This is a genomic window from Leptospira broomii serovar Hurstbridge str. 5399 (assembly GCF_000243715.2).
GTDB lineage: Bacteria > Spirochaetota > Leptospiria > Leptospirales > Leptospiraceae > Leptospira_B > Leptospira_B broomii.
Window position 1 is genome coordinate 2307804 of sequence record NZ_AHMO02000008.1, and the last position, 18481, is coordinate 2326284.

At 44.5% G+C, this 18481-nt stretch carries 10 protein-coding genes; all 10 read right to left on the reverse strand.

Going from position 1 to position 18481, the window contains the following annotated elements; genetic code table 11:
• Positions 1–2: 2 nt before the first annotated feature.
• The 10 genes from LEP1GSC050_RS16285 to LEP1GSC050_RS16335 all read right to left on the reverse strand — a co-directional run bounded on the left by LEP1GSC050_RS16285 (position 3) and on the right by LEP1GSC050_RS16335 (position 18349).
• A complete protein-coding gene (locus LEP1GSC050_RS16285; RefSeq protein ID WP_010568813.1) occupies positions 3–4796 on the reverse strand; it encodes a DUF6603 domain-containing protein in 4794 nt (1597 codons plus the stop codon).
• Position 4797: 1 nt separating this feature from the next.
• Positions 4798–7311, reverse strand: coding sequence for a hypothetical protein (locus LEP1GSC050_RS16290; RefSeq protein ID WP_020987356.1), 2514 nt, complete (start codon positions 7309–7311; stop codon positions 4798–4800).
• A gap of 123 nt (positions 7312–7434) precedes the next feature.
• A complete protein-coding gene (locus LEP1GSC050_RS16295; RefSeq protein WP_010568815.1) occupies positions 7435–9888 on the reverse strand; it encodes a hypothetical protein in 2454 nt (817 codons plus the stop codon).
• Between the two features lie 12 nt (positions 9889–9900).
• Positions 9901–11460: an SAM-dependent methyltransferase gene (locus LEP1GSC050_RS16300; protein WP_010568816.1), complete on the reverse strand. Its 1560-nt coding sequence runs from the start codon at positions 11458–11460 to the stop codon at positions 9901–9903.
• 495 nt (positions 11461–11955) lie between these two features.
• A complete protein-coding gene (locus tag LEP1GSC050_RS16310; RefSeq protein WP_156895976.1) occupies positions 11956–12225 on the reverse strand; it encodes a hypothetical protein in 270 nt (89 codons plus the stop codon).
• 294 nt (positions 12226–12519) lie between these two features.
• Positions 12520–13401 carry an alpha/beta hydrolase family protein gene (locus tag LEP1GSC050_RS16315; protein WP_010568819.1) on the reverse strand — a complete coding sequence of 294 codons (882 nt, stop codon included), beginning with the start codon at positions 13399–13401 and terminating at the stop codon, positions 12520–12522.
• Positions 13402–13588: 187 nt separating this feature from the next.
• The gene (locus LEP1GSC050_RS16320; RefSeq protein WP_232225753.1) at positions 13589–14194 is read right to left on the reverse strand and encodes an SGNH/GDSL hydrolase family protein; all 606 of its coding nucleotides are present in this window, start codon (positions 14192–14194) and stop codon (positions 13589–13591) included.
• Positions 14195–14919: 725 nt separating this feature from the next.
• On the reverse strand, positions 14920–16206 hold the full coding sequence (locus LEP1GSC050_RS16325; RefSeq protein WP_010568821.1) for a tetratricopeptide repeat protein: 1287 nt from the start codon (positions 16204–16206) through the stop codon (positions 14920–14922).
• A 44-nt stretch (positions 16207–16250) separates the two neighbouring features.
• On the reverse strand, positions 16251–16964 hold the full coding sequence (gene mtnC, locus LEP1GSC050_RS16330) for an acireductone synthase (RefSeq protein ID WP_010568822.1): 714 nt from the start codon (positions 16962–16964) through the stop codon (positions 16251–16253).
• A complete protein-coding gene (locus LEP1GSC050_RS16335; protein WP_010568823.1) occupies positions 16964–18349 on the reverse strand; it encodes an MFS transporter in 1386 nt (461 codons plus the stop codon). Before LEP1GSC050_RS16335 ends, mtnC begins: the two co-directional genes overlap by 1 nt.
• Positions 18350–18481: the final 132 nt, after the last annotated feature.

Here is an 18481-nt window from a genome sequence, read left to right on the forward strand (position 1 = left end):
CGTTAAGAATATATTTTCGGAGCGATCAAGAAGGCATTATCCGAACCCTTCGAAAGGTTCGATAAATCGAAATCTCCCGGGACAAAACCGAAGGCAGAAAATAAGTCGGATCTAGCGCTAGCCGTTTGGGAGATCGTCGCAATAATTTTTTCTCTTCGTTGTTCCGGATTTAGATCTGCTATATTCGGTTCCGTTACGGTTTCCCAAGCATAGGCATTTAGTATCGGGTCATCCGCGAACTCTAATCGGAATACGGGGATATTTGCAGTTACCGCCGGATTGGGAATCGGCTTCGGAGCGATTTCATAACCCATTAGAATTCCTGAAAGGACCGTCTTTGAATTCAGATCGGCGTTTATGGATTGTCCCCAAAGGGAATCCGGAACGTTCTTATAGAGCGGTCCTAAAACAAAATCTCCTTCTGCGCTTTCTCCATCCCTAGTGATGGTAATCGACGCCGCCGAATTTAGAATGTCGGAACTTTTTCTATTCATCGGGGCGATGCCGAATGTAGGATTCTCGCTAGTAAGAGTATCTTTTCCGAACGAGGTCTTTCTCAATGGAATCGACGTTGCAAAGGAAAGATGTAATGTATGGGGGTTGATGACCCATTGCACTTTCGAAGAAGTATCTTTGCTTAGATCTTTGACGATTCCCGATGTCGCGGATATTTCGAATCCGCGAGTCTGCCCGTTCTGTTGCGGCAAAAAGGACGTTTTAAATTCCGACCACTTGATCGGATCCGGATGTTGGCCGCTATCTCCGAAGCTAATCGAGAATGAAACGATCCATAGATGAATTTCCGCGACTCCGCTGAAATCGGGACCCCAGAAATGAATATCAGCGCCGATGTGGACTGTGATAGTGATATGTATAGTATAGAAAAGTAGGTCGATCGAGAATCTATAAGAAACTCCGATATCGACACCGCAATCCGCGTCATAATGAAAGGGTTTCCAGCGAAGTAGAAAATCAACGTAAGCCGAAAACCAAGCGCTTAAATCCCCGCAGCTCCAGACTGCTTCTAATCCGCCTCCCGCCATCAGATATCCTGGAGTCAGAGCAAAATAAGAATATCCTTGAATGCTAATATTCGATCCGATTTGCCAATAAATACCTAGACGCGGTACATTCGGATAATGGGAAGGGACTTGGAAACTTGGATGGTATCCACCGAAAGTCACTACAAAATCCCCGGCGTGGTCCCCGCCGAGCCAAATGAAATATGCGAATCCTCCCGTTAAGTGACAATCTTTCGACAACACATAGGAACTTGGAGTTAGTTGCGCACTGATTCCGAAGAACCCGTTTTGGGGATCGAAAGAAGCCTTGAGCGCCATTTGCGCTTCCGCTATAGGATTCGACACACCCTGAGGAATAGTCAGGGTTGATAATCCGACGAGGTCCAATTCGAAATGATCGCCTAACTGCGCAGTGGCGAGAGCGAACGAATCGATCATCTGGAATGTCAGAAATCGTATACCCGCAGCAAACCAATATTCTCCCGATTTCGGAACGGTGATCCGATTTTCATCCAAATACTGAAGCATCGCGACTGGATCGGAATTCGCGGAAGACTCCGAGCCTTCCGCAATCTGTACGAACGGAAAATTCCGTATTTGATCCACGTCCGGAACATTCAGAGTAAAGTTATAGCCGAACCCGCCGGCTAAACCCATTACATAGAAGTAAGGAGGTCCACCGAGCGGCTCCGAATAATCCAGATACACGAAGAAGGAAACCGTTCCGTTACGGTTCGAATACGCGCCTAACGCGGAAAGTTCAAATTGCGTGAGACCTAGAATCGCCTGTCCTTCATACAATCCTTCGGCAGCTTTCAGGAATCCTCCTCCGATCGTAACAGGCGCATTGGAATAGGTTATACTTAGTCCTTCGAGCATGAAGCTAGGTTGAAAATGATCGAATGGACTCGTAACGCCTAATCCGGCTAAGCCGATTTCTATACCGCCCATACTAAGGTACGCATCTAAGAGAAAAGTGACTTTCGAGTTTTCAAATCGGACTCCGATTCTTTGCAATGTCACGGAACCGAGATGAATATTCAACGCGAACCATTTGGTTTTATCAACCGTACTTCGCTGTGCAGGGGTGATGGGATAATTCGGCGGAAGGGGAGTGGTCGGATCGACTGGAAAATTATTTCCACCACCTCCTGTAGGGGGCCCGTCCAAAGGCAGAGCGAGCGACATTACGGAGCTTCCGAGTTGTACGTGTGTGGAAAAGTTCTTTCCTTTATCGATATCCTTAACGGGAGGGATTAAGGCACCTTGTGGCAATCGATTGACGAGAGTGCCGATTTCATCCTGGGTGAATTTTCTAGAGGCGATCGCACAAGCGATGGATTGCAATTTCATCGCTTGTATAGAGTTGATTTCCGAACCGACTAAAGGAAAATTAGCCGCATCAATATTGATCTCTACTTCAAAGTCGAGTATGTAATCCCAATATGTATTCGGGGCAGATTGATACGTTCCTGAGTTGATGGAAGTTAGGTAATCCTGTACGCTTCCCAAATATGTATCTGCGGGATCGTTTTTTTCGGCGAAGAGGCTGAACCTTCCTAACAGCGTGCTCCCGTCGTAAACGGCTCCGGACGAGATGAAATATTTGTTCGCGGTGCCTACGTTGAATTCGAGATAGAACTGTTGTAAATTCAGATCTCCTACCCACATCGGAAGGTCGATGCCGATCCAGCTTCCGAATTTTTCGATAAGCTTCCCGAACGGGATCGGCGTATTCTGTTGTTGTAATTTAAAATTCCATTCTGTGGATGGTTTTCCGTTTTGTGAAGAGGAGCTCGAATCGTACGTCCCCGAAAGCACGAGACCGACTCCACCCACGTCCAGAGTGATACTGATGCTCGCAGTACTAGAATAAATGCCTTTGGTCGGATCGGTAAGTTTGCGCTGTGCTTGAAACGAATCTATCTTTAAATCCAATCCCGAAAAGAAATCGATCGTATCCGAAGATCCGCCCTGGATGCTAAATTCTTTCGTTTTAGGCGTGATTTTTACGTCCAGATTTTGGATCGTAAAGTCCGGAAGCTCGATCGGTATATGTATTTCATGTAATAGTTGATCGATCAGCCAGGATACGTTGATCTGCGGAATCTGTACTTCGATACTGAGGGAAGTCCCCCAATCGATCTCCACATCCAAATTCCAATTGCCGATCAAAAGAATTCCCACGATCGAGCCTGTGCTTGTAGGGTCGCCCGACGAGTCTCCGTCGGGAGGGGCGTATTCGCCCTGGATTCCCAGCTGGCTGAATACAACCGGAAGGTTTCCGCCGAAATCGATTTCCCAATCGGTAGTGCAGTCTATTTCAAATGAAAATGAGGAATCCTTAAAATTCCCATCTAATTCGAAATCGACTATATCGATGTCGGGGAGTTCTTTCGTTGAAAAGAAACGATTGATCAGCTCTCCGGCGTTAAGGCTTTGGTCCGCCTTCATGGATACGAAAAATCCACCGGAGGAAGGATCTAAAGACGTGTAAAATTCCGTTCCGCCTAAAATCCAATCTCCCGCGATCGAGAGCGTCGTGGTCGCAGAATCCGAACCTTGCGGATAATATCGGTTCCAAATAAGTGTTGGGGTGATCTGCACTTTATCATGAAATAAGGAAATCGGTTTTTCCGTCGTTATGTGAAACTCAAGAGTATCCAATCGCATCGGAGAAATCGAAATTCCTAACTCCAGGTAGTTCAGCGTAAGCTGACCTAACTCATGCCCCGCCGGTAGCATCGAAGCTAAATTAGAAAGACCTAATAAATTTTCGATTTCAGAAAGAGTGATTCCTTTATCAAAAATTCCTAAAATACGAGCGTTCGTAGAGCCGATTCCGGTTTGCACGATCAGATCGAGACCGTTTCCTTCCGGACCCAGATAAACCTCGAAAAAGAATCCCGGAGGAGCTCCACTGATGTTCTCCAATCCGGAGTAAATACAAAGTCTTCTCAGTTCGATCTTTAATCCGCCGATACTTACGGAAGGATACTGCTTAGTAGCAACTTCTTGAAGACTATGACCGATGAGTACGCTCCCGGATCCTTGGTCGTCTACTCCGATGACACCGAAAATGGAAAGCGTATTCAGATCCGGCCGAATGAGTTTGACCTCGTCCCAAAAATCCCCTTCGGCCTTGATCGTCGAAGAAAAATTGAATCCGGCTCGTAGGAGTTCCAGGCCTAATGTGGGATCCGAAGGCAGAGTCGTAAGAAGTTGCAGTCCGGGAGTCTCTGCCTCTTCGTTTTGCACCCGCCAAAAATCGTAGGAACTAAATCGGGTTTGAATATCTTGAAACGATATTTTTCTGAGGAATGATTCCTGGGCTCCTTCCGCGAGCATATCCGTTTGATAATTTACGTATGGGGGAAGATAAGGATATAAGGAAAGGATGTCCCACTCGATGGGCAAACCTTGAAAATCGATGACGCATTCTATTACGGTTTCGGTGGGTTTGGTGGAATCCCGAGAGGCATAAAATTGAATTTGCGCTCCCAAATTCTGGAGCTGTATTCCCTTGTTTTGGAAGGGGATCAGATCGATTTTACCGCTTACCGTAAAATTGCCTGTCGAGCTGTCCTGCGCCCCTACTTGGATGGAACCGAGTTTCAAATGGTCCACATTAAACACCGTATTCCAAATCTTCGGAAGGTGGTCCTGTCCGAGTAAGTTTTGGTCGATGAGAAGATCTCCTGCCGTGTTTTTTACACGGTTAAAAAGATCCGTCAGAAGTTTCAGAGCAAAGGTTTGGGTTTCTACTGTAGGCATGTTAAGACTGAAATACTTTAATTAATTTGACAAAGGTCGTTTTAATCGGTTCCGGGATTTGGTTTTGATCTCCGAGTATGATTCCGCTTTCGTCGTCGAACTTAAATTTGTCGTATACCGGCTTACCCGTACCTGCGGTTACGAAGAGGGCTACCGCTTTCGGATCTTTTTTTTTCTTTTGGTTTGCGTCTTTATAACCGGGTGGAAACGCTTTGAACGGTGCTAAATCCGCCGCGGTGCAATCGATGGGGGGCACGGTCTTTGCACAATCCCGAAATAATCTGTCCAAGAATCTGGATATCAGAGAGGCATTGTATTCGAATTTTGCCAAGGGATCCAAGAGAGATACCTTCCAGTCCACAAACTCTTCTAAAATTAGAAATTCATTATAATCGAAACTTTGGCTTTGCGCGTCGTACCAATGATCGAACACTTTCTTTCCGCCGTGATAGACCTTATAGCGCATCATGTGTGCAGTCGGTAGCGGAAATTCCTTGAAATCGGCAAGAGGCTTTTTAACGTCTTTTCGATCCGCTGGTGCATCGTCGGAGTCGGCTCCGGTATACCAGACCGTCTGCGCGGGAAGCATGTACGCGGTGATTTTGGCAGTGAGTCCTTCGATTTTCCTTTTTCTCTGACCCGTTTCGATCGCAAGCTGTTCGGTATTACAATGTTTGCTTCCCGATACGAAATTTTGCGGGATATCCGGGCCTCCGTCTCCATGACCGTAGAGGTGGCACCATTCTTGATCGGTTATGACTCTCAGGGCCTGAGATCCGCCTTTGGGGACGAGCTGATTTTTAAAGTAGGGAGTCGCTTCCTTATACAAATCTAAAATTTTAGTCTTTAATACCGTATCTTTTTGAGCGAGGTAATTGGTCAAATCGGTGGCCGGAAGACTGCTTCCGGAATCGCCGGGGTTATTTTGCGTAAAGTATACATCATAGCCCGTCTTAAATGTGTCTCCACTTTGATCTTTCTTAAATTTTTTATTAAAAAGGAATTTGCCCATGACGGTTCCAGCGTTTTCCCTCTCCATCGATTGCCTATGGCTTAACTTGACTCCGGACGCTTGCTTGGCGTCTTCGCTCCCTTTCATTTTTTTCCTGGTCAAAGCTTGTTTTTCGATATATTTAAAATTCTTAATAGGTGTTTCGAATACCCTTGGAGGGTCGTAGCCGGTCAGGGGCTTGTTCTTTCTTTTTACATCCGCTCCCTTGAATCGTTTAAAATAAAAAATTGAAGGAAATTTATTGGAAAATTTCTTGATAGGCGGTACGGTTTTATTCTTTATAATTCCGTAAACCATCGCTTCCGCATCCTTGGATAGAAATGCATCCGGTTCATACGTCGAAGAAGGCGTATTGGTTTTGAAGACTCGATCGGCTTTGGTGGACATGATCGCAGATTTATCTTTTACTTCGATTGGCAATCCGATTGCATAGGCAATGAATGCATTTCCGCTCCAAAGAATCACATTTTCAGTTACGTTATCCGCTCTTCCCCTGCCTCCGACGCCTCCTCCTCCGAGACTCGGGATAAAACGTCCTAGTATCCCGGCGAGTACGCCAGCCTGGTCGACCCAGTAATACGGAGTTTTGTTGGCCAGATTAGCCGGTACGGATTTGGCAAGGGCTCCTACAGTTGTCGCTTTCAACGATAGAGCCGCAATCTCTACCGGATCCAAGTTGGGAGACACTTGAATGGCAGTCGCGATCGCGAGTAAATCGTCGTATTTCTTTACCGTGCCATCCAGCCATCGCAGCAAAAGGAGTCCTTGGTTGACATCTCCTTTATTCTTAGGATTTAATAGATTCTTAATATTATATTTAGCGATTCCTGTCTTTCCTGCAATGGGATACCAAGTGCCCTGGTCTATTCCGGAACTGAATAAATTCGTGTATATTTGGTTACCGAAGACCAGATCTTTCAGATTCGTAAAATTGACGTATCCCGCTAATCTTTCCTTAAAATTCGCTATTTCAGGATTCGGTAATTGGACCAGAGCATAAGCATTTTCTAAATTCAAGATGGTTAGGTTCCCGAGGATTTGGTTGTCCGCAGCGCCGTACGTGATCGGTTCGTCGTCGGAAGAAAATTCAAAAAGAAAAAAGTTCATCAATCGGTCGGTAAACGCGAATATATACTCCAACTGAGCGGCTTCGAGTTCGTTCAAGTTGGGTCCGACGGAAGCGATCGTAAGTTTGCAAGGGTTTGCCTCGGGGTTAAAAGCCGCGAGATTCAGTTTTGTGGCGTCGTCCGTTGCGGGTAGGTCGTCGATATTTTGGGTATTTTTATAATAGTTTAATGTAATTTGGATAAAGTAGGAAGGAACGAATTTAGCCGCGATTTTCTGGATTAAATTCGCTTTGATGTAGGCTGCACTCATTCCTCCCACTCCGTCCAATTCCGGGAAGGCATTCATGAAATCTCCCGTTATTCTGTCGGGGTCCTCATAAAGATATACGGAGGAATAGTTCGAATCAACGTAATAAGGGTAAACGGAAAAGGGCATATCGTTTTATCCTAGCCGGTCGTTCGTTATTTTCTTATTCGAATCGATAGGAAGACGCGTTCGTTTCGAAATAAAAATAAAGAACTTTACGAATATTTTAACTATCATGGATCTTCTTTTTGTTTACGGTTGCAGTGACTTGTCTATGACTCGCGAGAATAGGTGTTGCACGTCCGGAGGCAGACTCTTCGTGGCCAATAAAGAGAGTTTCTCTTCGAAAATGAATTGCTCCAATACCGGTTTTCCGTCGCCTTCTAGAAATTGGACGACGGTATTTTGCCGATCCGTTTTTTTGGATTTCGCGTTTTTATACCCGGAAGGAAAGTCGTAGAACGGCTTCAATGCGACGTCACCGTACGGTATGTCGTTGGTCTTACAGTCTTTGAATAGTCGATCCAAGAACCTGGCGATAAGGGATCCCCTGTATTCTAAACGGCCCGCATCGTCTCCGATCGAGGTCTTTCGATCCACGAACTCCTCCAATATTAAAAATTCATTATAATCAAAGCTTTGCGCCTGTGCGTCATACCAATGATCGAATACTTTGTTTTTTTTGGCGTCATATACCTTATATCGCATTACGTGCGCTAAGGGAAGACTGTCTTTTACGGACTTAACTTCGGCTCCCGTTCCTGCGTCCGGATCGGGGTTGAACCAGATATCGCTGGCAGGAAGCAGATAAGCTGTGATTTTGGCGGTAAGCCCCGCGATTTTTCTCTTTCGTTGCCCGGTTTCGATGGCGAGTTGTTCGGTATTACAATGCTTGCTTCCTGAAACGAAGTTTTTAGGGATATCGGGACCTCCATCTCCGTGCCCGAATAAGTGACACCATTCCTGGTCCGTTTCGACTTGGTAATACGGATCTGTCTTTAGTAAATAAGGGACGTCGGTTGGAAACTTCTGGATGGCGTCGGTGGTTTGCCCGTCTTCGCTAACCGTGTAATTGGTGAAATCAGTTGCGGATAAGCTACTCCCCTGGAAAGGCGTAGGATACCGTTTAGCATAATAGGCGGTGAACTTGGCTGAAAACGTATCGGCTCCGTCTACATCCATACCGCCGGAGAATTTCGTGGAAAATAAATACTTCTTCATTACCGATCCGGCGTTCTCCCGTTCCTGGGATTCGCTATGCTGTAGCGGTAATCCTTTTGTTTCTTTCGTGTCGGGAGCGATTTCGCCTTTCATTATCTTTCTATAAAGGAGGAGTTGGTTTGGGTTCTCTCCTATGTATTTGAAATTTTTTTGAGGGGGTACATTGCTAAAAACCTTGGGCTTTTTATACTCCTTGGGTAAATTTTTTCTCGGGACCCCCATGTTTTGTTTCTTGTAGTAGCCAAGTTCTTCCAGTAACGGGTAAGTTGCGGCCAGGGCAATGGAAGACGTCGATTTTGATCTGCCCATCGTAAAAAACTTTTCCACGGGAGTATTCGTCATGAAAAATCCGGATAGGCTAATACGGGAGAGTCCAAGATGATTTTTTAACGGTAGTCCGATCGCGTAGCCGGTAGGGAAACTACCGGTCCATAGGAATTCGTTTTCATCCGGGGAATCCGCTCTTCCCCTGCCACCGACGCCTCCGGACGTTTCCGGTATATATTCCCCGAGGTAAGCGAGTAGGTTTCCTCCAGCATTGTAATAATAAACTCTTCGGTTCGTTAGAGGACTAGCGTCGTCCGGAATCCTGCTGATCTCAGACGGTATTTTATCCGAAGAAAATTCTTCGGAATTAATGATATCAATCGTACTTAAAGCGCGTAAATAATTGCCTCCTTTCGAGAAAAAGATCGTGGTCTGTAATTTTGCCTTTCCTTGTTTAGTAAGACCGCTCGATTTTATCGCGATTAAGTTGATTCGATCGAGCACGGTATTGTCTTCGAGGCGAACAGGGTACCAGTCGCTCGGCTTTGCCCGATCGACAAACAATACATTCGCGATAGTTCTGGTGATGGTAAATTCAGTGTACTTTGTCGCCGCACCGCTGAAGTCGGAGAAATTAACGAACCGCTGCAAACCCTTTGCGAATTCGCTATTCTGCCTCGAAATTTTCCGAATTAAATTTTGATCGGTCGAAAGGGTATAGGCGCTCAGTAAATTGAAAATGACTAAATAGTCCAATACCGCATCTTTCGAAGCTCCATAAACGAGATTCTCCCCCGCCGAATTGACGACTTCGAAAGAAAAGAAATTCATGATTTGATCGCTGAGGGTAAATACGTATTGTAGTTGTGCGAGCCTTAAAGTTGGATCCGGTAAGCTTGCAGTTATCTTAATAGTACACGGATCGCCAGCGGAGAAATCTAATCTCAGCTTGGTTGTCGCGTCTCCGTCGGGGAGATTTTCGTCCCCTTGGATCGATGCATATGCGGCGAACGCTAATTGTAAGAACGGGAGCGGGGATACATTTCCCTGCGCTAGCGGGGTTACTAGATTCGTTCGAATTGATTCTTGCCCGATGGTAGCAATTTGCGGAAATTGAGCAATCAGAGCTGCGGTGGCCTGTATTACGGATGCATCGGTTGTTAAAATCACCTTTTGATCGTTTGCATCAATATAATAGGGACGAAAGCTGGTAGGCATCGGTACTTTTCCTTATTGAAAAACGTTTTCCTGTTCGTTTCCGTTTCGTAACGGAGTCCGAGCAGGAATCGGAAGATCGGGGTGTTTTGCGCGAAGCTCGTTTAAAAGAATGATTCCTTCATCGGGTTGTCCAGAATCGATCAGGCATAAGGCTAGATTGAATTTCGTATGTAGGTTCTCTCCGTATCTTTCTAGGGATTCGCGGTAGGCGGATGCCGCTTCCGAGGATTCCCCGATCTTTCCGTACACAGTTCCCAAGGCAAAGGACACGTCTTCTTCGGTATCGAAAAAGTTCTTTTGGCGAATGAAAAAAAGCCCTCGCTTCAACGCTTCGATTTGCGAAACATCCGACGGACCACTATCCAACTGATTTATAATTTTATCATAAAACATTAGGAAAACTTTCGGATCCCAGCTACTGATTTTTAAGCAAGAGATTATTTCTCGTAATGGAACTATCTCGGTCAGTTTTTCCCAGCTTCTTCGAAGATAAACGTAATCGTCTAAAGAAAGTGCGCGATTGATTCTATTGTATTCTCGATCGACGTTTGCAAATTTCGATTCGAGTGGGGTATAAATGTTCAACCGCAAATAATCTCGCTCTTCCTTGTCTTCCCAGACCTGCCAAGCTTTATTTCGAGCCCATTGTCCTATCGCGTGAAAGTTTACGGGTGTTGAGATACTTCCATGTTCCACCGGCCCTTGGGCGCGAGTAGGGTCCAAATCTTCTATATTAGATGTTCCTTTATCACAAATAATAAATATACTATCTCGGAATCGTTCGGACAAAGTCCCAATACATCGGATCGCTGTCGTGGGAAAAGAAAGGAAAAGCTCCTTACTTCCCGTTCGATAGGTCCTTAAAATTTCGTTCCAGCTTATATCTTGATACGGTTCATCGTTCCAAACTCTTTCTTCTAGTCGAATTTGGATTTTGCCGAGGTTGTAGGGATCCTCCTCGATCCAAGACGATTCGGAATGTGTGGTGCAAACCCTGACTTCGAAAAGGCGATCGTTTCTGACTTCGAAGAGATCCTGGGGAACTCCGTCGAACACATAGTTGGCGATAAAAACGTATTGGCAGTCCGGCTCCTCCAAAAGGGGAGACCCGTTCGATTGCAAACGAATATCCTCGGGTCTTTCGAGATCATATAATGCAGAATCTAAAATTTCTTTTTTGAACCACGGCCGGAGGGCAGGCTGTATAGGGTATTCTCGAATATTAGAGCGGGTAAAATCGGTTAAGATATATAGGAAATTCTTCTTCTGGATTAGTTCGGGTCGGATCCTCTCTAAGGCGCAGAGGAATAAATGGGCAAATTTACCGGTGCCCGCTCCCAATTCGATGATTCTTATTTTGCGTTTCGGGTCCGGGAGATCTTCTATTAGCGAAAGCGTCAATTCAGCCTGAGTACACGCGGCAAAGGAATTAGATGTTCCGTAAAAGGGAACCTCGCCATCGAACCAGGCTCTTTGACCTCTTTGCTCGAAATAGTTTCGCTGGTATTCCCATACTTTCGATTCCGAGAGGCGAACGTTCGTTTCGAGAATTGTATATGTCTCTTTCTTCATTCCGGTCGGCTTAGTCCCAAGCAGCAAATCTTAGTGGAGTCACCAATGCGCTAAATGAGAATAAATGTAAATATTTTTATTTATTTTGCCTAAAATTCCTTCTTTTGTGTCGGTCTATCGTCATCACTGTTAAACGCATATCGTTATCTACAAGATCAGCAGCTCCAGTTAGACGCTTAAAGAAAAATTGATAGAAAGCCTCTTTGCGACGAGGCGCTTCGCCAAACTGGAAGAAAGAAAACTTTTCTTAAGTAAATCGAAGCTGGAGAAGCTCGCGCTATAAACACCTTGCAAAATGTAAACAAATTTGTTAGGGAGGCGAAATCCCCCCGGAGTCTGTTGGAGCTCCAACACGAATTCCATAATGAAAAATGTTTGCGTTCTCGCGATTTTTGTGAAATAAGGTGACTCCACCGCTTCGCTCCGGCCCCCGCCCACAAGGGTGGGGAATTTACCGATCATTCTGTACTAGATATTAGGGACGAAGGTCGTCACTTAGGTCGTATAGATCGAGAATTCCGTTTGAGCTCCAACAGGAATTCCATAATGAAAAATGTTTGCTCCCTTCCAATGTTTGCGAAATAAGGTGACTCCGTCCACTTTGCCACGATGCCCACGTATAGGTAACGATATGCTGTTAAACGATCTTTCTTTCGTTCTTCGAGCCGGGTATGAGAACTTGCAGATTTTTGCCAACGAAAATGATTTGGTCACTAAAATTTCCGGCGCCAAGTAAGACTTAATTAAACGAATAATAGTCATCATCGTTTTTCCTTTCGTTAAAATTAAACGTATCCGATTCCGAACGCAGATTAAACGGAGCGAATGAGAACTGCGATTGTGAGTCCTATCTCCTTGAATTGACTTTGCAAAGAAGCCCATCGTCATCCTGCTAGGCCAAGCGAATGAAGGATCATGAGAGCCGCTCTCATCCAGTTAGGAATGACTCGGTTCCTAACTTTCCTTGGGAACGATTTCAAAGAAATTTAATGCTTTACGCATTGGGAAGCTATAAAAGTATTCATCCGGCGAGCGGGCAGGCATAATCGGTTATCGATTTCATTCTGAATGAGTGACAGTCAGTTTTTCATTTAGAAAGTCTAATATATCCATCGGAAGTTGCATATGAAACTGTTCCCGATCAAAACCTTCAGGGTCAATCGAAGGGGGAAAGTTGGGATTTTTCATTGTGGTCGGAAAAGGACTTAGGAAGGAAAAATGTCCGGCATTCTTAATCGTCTTAAGAGTAACTTGCGATCTATCGGGAACGCTATTTAGTACGATTTCGGCATTCCAAGACGGGGTAATCGGGTCGTGTTCTGCCATAAATATAAGGATAGGAGCGGTGACATCACCCAATGAATTCATAAACCAGCCCGCACCCGGCGCCATTAAAACGATAGCCTTCACTCTTGAGTCGGAAGGGACTTCGATTTTTTTTCCTTCTTTCGTCCAAGGGACACCGCCGGCTAACGCCAAGGCTGTGTAACCGCCCATTGAATGTCCTATTACGGCGATGCGATCCGAAAGTATACGCGCTCCGAATCGTTTGTCGGAAAGTATCGCATCGATCGTTAAGCTTACATGTTTCGGTCGGTTAACGAGATTTTCGGTCGTATTTTCTAATTTATTATTATTGCGATTATTTCCGTAATGTTCTAACATTCCGACCACATACCCGTTTTTTGCTAAAAAGGTACTGATTGTTCGATAGAGAAGATGAGACCCGCCGTTGCCGTGTGAAATTATAACTAGAGGAAATTGTCCTTCAGTTATGCTCGCTTCGGGACTGACATCCATCGTGTACGGACCGAAGGCCGTTAAGGTAGAAGGTTCTAAAGTAGGGTACTGTATTAAAACAGGAAAGGATATGTCTTCAATTTCGGCCCTAACTTGTATCCCTAAACTGCCTACAAAATTTTTAGAATGGCAATCGTTCATTTTTTGCTAAATTTCATTTGTAGCTTCGAGTTGAAAGCCATGATCCGATTTTTTCCCGGCAGCAGATTGACGTTCGGTTTCGATTTTAATTCTTTGAACCTTCTCCTAGGCGTCAACTTATTTCATGCTTCTGAAATTTTGTATCTGCATTGCGTATGAGGATCTTAAAAAGAATTCCTACTTTAGATCAAATTGAAATTCCGCAAACCGATTGTAACATGCTTTTGATCTGGAAAGACATAGCCTCATTGTAATGAACCGTATCCAACATCAAAGACGTGGGAGCCGATTCTCCCGGGCCGACTCCGAACAGAGGCATCGGATCATAATAGCAGGAATTACTCAGAGTTTGCACATATGCACCGACTTTCGAGTTCGTATAATCTTTGTTATTATTGATTGCCGCATTGCGAGTCGGATGAATACCGATCACTGCGATCCGAATGGTCGGCCAACGATCTCTAATTTTAGAAATCAAACGCTGAACAGTAAAGACTATATAATCGTTGTTTATCCCGTGTAGAAGTCCGTTTGCATCCGCGGTTGAAATGATAAAATTCTGCGGATTTTGCGTTTTGATCGCGCCAAATTGAGTAATGGCATCGCAAGCGGTATTTCCTATAACGGCGACAGACAAGGATTGGCTCGGGTTTAAGAAACCGCCGTACTGCCTGGAAATATCCATTGTCGAATCGATTCCGATAATGTTCGCATAATCTCGAGTGTCGGATGAAACTCTTCCATAGTAATCTGGAAGCGGCCAACTCAGGTTCATCGCTACATAAGTATTCATGCATTCGTCCGGCGTTAATTCCATTTGATCGAGGAGCAAATCTGCGAGGAGAATACTATGTACCGGATCGATTGACGAAATCCCCGACTTTGAATTGGAATTGATTAGATTATTTTGAAAGGCGATGTTTTGGCACGCGAATAAACTGATAAAAATCAAGGAGAAAAAAAAGGTGGTTCGGATAGATTGTCGAGGTTCCATTATCGCACCTCCTCGACCCTGTCTACGTCGACGAAACTCGCAAAACTATAATAATTAGACTGTATCTTCAATTTACTAATCCGTAAATTTGCAGATTTCATTCGGATTTGATTACTTGCTTTGAAAAGAAAAGAATAAATATTCTTTTGCATTCAATCCTCCAACATTTTCTGTTTCTTTTACTTAGACCATCTGCCGAGAGGAAGGTAACATTTTTTGGATAAAACGTCAATGGCAGCTAGGGGGACCTGCAAAATGAGAGGAGTAACTGCGAATTGACAGGGAATCAATTATCGGTTTTAAACGTATTATTAAAAATTTAAATAGAAATTACGATCGATAGGCTTTCGACCGGAGTTCTCTATGCTATTGAAGTTCGAGTTTAGGCTTGAGTCTAGATTATGAAGCGATTTTTGAAATTGAGAACGTCAAAACTCTTCCGCAGCTTTACAGAACTGCTTTGATGTTGAACGCGAGTCTATATTTTCGCTCGTATTTTTTTTCGAAGAGTAGATCCGAAAGAATTAGGTTCCACCTAAATCCTTTTCCAGGGCAAGAATTTCCTGATCACCGACTACGGTCTTGGGTTTGTGTTGCTTATACGATTGGATCGCTTCCAGCGCTTTTGTTCGAAGGAAACCTGCCTCGGGGCTGATGGTCGTAGCTTGCATTCCCCCTGAAATTTCTAAAAAACGTTTTGCGTATAATAATCCTGTTAAGCGATGAATTCGATAATCGGTAATATTATCGAGGCCGGCTTCTTTTAAAAGTCTTTCCGAGATTTCCCAGGCTCTATCTTGGCGTTTCCTTAGTTTTGCCGATTCTTGAGTATTTTGCATATTGGGAGCAAGCTTCTTCGGAGAATATGCTAGATAGAATCTATAGTAGGTTTCGGCGCTCCGAACCAAAAGTTCATAATCCGATTTTGAGATTTCAAAACCGACTCTCGCAACGTCCTGAGCTATGTCCAATTCTTCAGGGGCTGTGCCGCCTTTTGCGAATGTGGGAGATTGTTCCGATTTACAGTTTAAAAAGGAAATATATTCGCGAGTGAATCGGACGGCATCTTGGTCGGAATCGAATCGTCCTCTCTTCTTCCAAGCCGATGCGAACTCGGCTCCGGCGCTCATCGGTAAAATTCCGGAACAGGAGGAGTCTTTAGAGTCGGTATTAGCTTCGCTTAAATAAAGTAATCCAAGACGGAAATGAGCAGTTGGAGAAGACGGATCCAATCGAATTGCTTTCCGATAAGCTTGAATTGCCTCGGGGATCTCGTTTCTCGTAAAATAATAATCTCCCTTTTTACGTTCTACTAGCGCGGGACCTGCTTGTTCCGATGATAAAGGATAAGCGACGGAAAGTACTTTTTCTTTCGCTATTCCCAAGTATCCGACTCCGCGTAATTGCTTTCCGATAAACGCGGTTTGAAAAACGGATTTCACTTCGATCTGCCCGACGATATTCCCGTCTTTAAAGGTTTCATGGTCGAAGTCTTTTTCGATTAAATAGAGAATTTGACCTGGACGAATCCCGGGATCATAGTGAACCTTTACGGTTACGATATCGGGGCGAATATCGTAACCCAATTCTAGATTCTTGTACTGACCTTCGTATTCGATCGGCTTTACCTTATCGAACATCATGGTTTCTCCGATCAGTATCATTTTCTCCTTTCTAGGTTTATCGTCTTTTTTGGTGCTCTTGGGCATTCCAGGGTCGCGGAAGGCGTATATCACTTCTTTGGCATGAACATTCTGAGAAAAAAAAGTATAAGAAATAGTAAGAAGAAACAGAACACGTAGGACGGCCATACTACGAATTTCGGTCGAAACCGAGGATCTCCCTAGTCTCGAATTTAGCTAAATTCGGCCAATAGGCCATCGAAAGAAGATAAAACTGGAAAAGAATGTTTTCCCTGAGGATAGTTTCCCGGACGTTCTAAAATATAAGGATGCAATCCGGCGACCTGAGCTGCTTCCGCTTCTTCCTTAATATCGGTAAAGAACACGATCTTAGACGGATTGACTTCTAAGATTTCGGCTATGTGACGATAACTTTCAGCCTCTCGTTTACCGCCTACGGAGGTATCAAAGTACGCTCGAAAATTCGGAGTAAGGTCTCCGGCCTCGCAGTATCGAAAAATTAAAATTTGCGCTTCCACACTACCGGATGAATATACCGCCGAAGCCTTTCCGGATTTTTCGATGCGCCGTAAAAATTTCGGGACGTCGGGGAAGATCGTACTTTTTAGTTCTCCGGATTCATAGCCTTGCTTCCAAATCCTACCTTGAATTTCCTTCAATGCTCCCAATTTTCTATCTTTAGAGACGAGAAAGACGCAAAAATCGGCCAATGATTCCGGTCGAGAGTCCAAGACTTTTCCAAACTCGGATTCTTGTTTCGAGGCGATGGTCAATTCATCCAATAATTTTTTTTCAAGGGAAACGGATTGAAAGAAAGGGAGAAAATTTCGCGTAGAATAAGGGAATAAAACTTTATGCACGAATTCGATCGGCGTGGTTGTTCCTTCTATATCGAATAAAAATACTTTTGCATCTTCCAAAAACACTAAGCTGTCCTCCGCAATCTTTGCGCTTCTTCGGACAGGATTTTATGCACATTCGCTTCGTCCTGCCGGAAATTCTTTAAAATGATCCACCAAAATAAACCGCAAGGTATCCAGAAAAGAACCGCAATGGTAAAGGCCGTAGATCGCTCGGCGACAAAACCTAGAATAATGGCAGCCATCGCCGGTCCTAATCCTTTTCCTAAATCGTCGGTGAGATTATAAAGCGAAAACATGGCGGCTCTATTTTTGGGAGTGTTCACGTTCAGGATCAAGGCTCTCACGTTCGGTCCCGTCACTGCTATAATAAATCCGGTAATTACGTTTATCCAAATAAACGAAGGTTGAAGCGCGGTCGAACCCGCATGAAGAAGATAAACGCTCGGACCTGTTCCTAATAAAACCATTACCGCGCAAAAGATCGGCATATAATATTTATTCTTATTATAAAGTTTTTGTCCGATGATTCCGCCTAGGAATGTTCCTATAAAAATTCCGATCGCCGCAAACGTCATAAGACCTGCGGCGCGGGCTTTCGGAATTCCATAATCGTTTTCATAGTAGTCCGCTAGAAACGTAAAGAACACTCCCCAAGGTACGCATCCGGGAATCCCTTGCAAAAAAATTCCGATATTGGTCTTGTTTGCAAATAATATTCTTAAATCATTCCACGTTAAACGAACATCCGCCTCGCCGGTCACACCTGCTATTTCGGTGAATTCTTTTTCGGTTCTGCCTCTGGCGGGTTCCTTACAAAAAAGGGCATAGACTATCATAAAAAAGAACGAAGGAGCCGCCATGTAAATGAAACTCATCCGCCATCCGTTCTCTAAGTCCGCTTGGCCTATTATTCCTCCGAAGAGTTGGCCTACGCCGACTCCTAATCCCATTGCGAGCGAAAGATAACCGGAGGCGATCGACCGGGACTTGTCCGAAAAATAATCCCCTAAGATGGAGAACAATAAAGGAAAGCTTCCCCCTAGCCCGAAGCCTGTTAAAGTTCTAAGTAGCAGGAACTCATTATAAGTTTGCGCAAATCCGGAAAGTAGGCAGGGAATTTCACCTAGCAATACGGTTCCGACCACTAAGGCCTTCCTGGAAAATCTTTGGGTCAGGTAACCCATATTTACGGAGACAAGTCCTCCTAATACGAAGAAGAAAATCGGAATTTCTCCTCCCATTTTCCAATCGATTTCCTTTTGTTCGGTTATTCCGAAGGAACGCGCTATATTACGAAGGTTGGGCGCGATTAGATTTTGATCGGCGAATAGGAAAAACGCCATTCCTAAAATCATCCAAAAGGCAAGGACCGCGTTGCCTCCGCAGGAGGCAAGTTCGCCTAACCCGATATATTGTAATAAGCTTTTTTTGGAAGATGACTGAGACATCCGATTTCTCCGATCCTTGATTATTTAATCCTGTACATTTTATGATCCGACTATCTTCGATCGTTACTTATTCGTAACCGATCCAAAAATCCCGATAGGGAATGGGGGCCGTTTGCTTGCCGAGGACTCGAT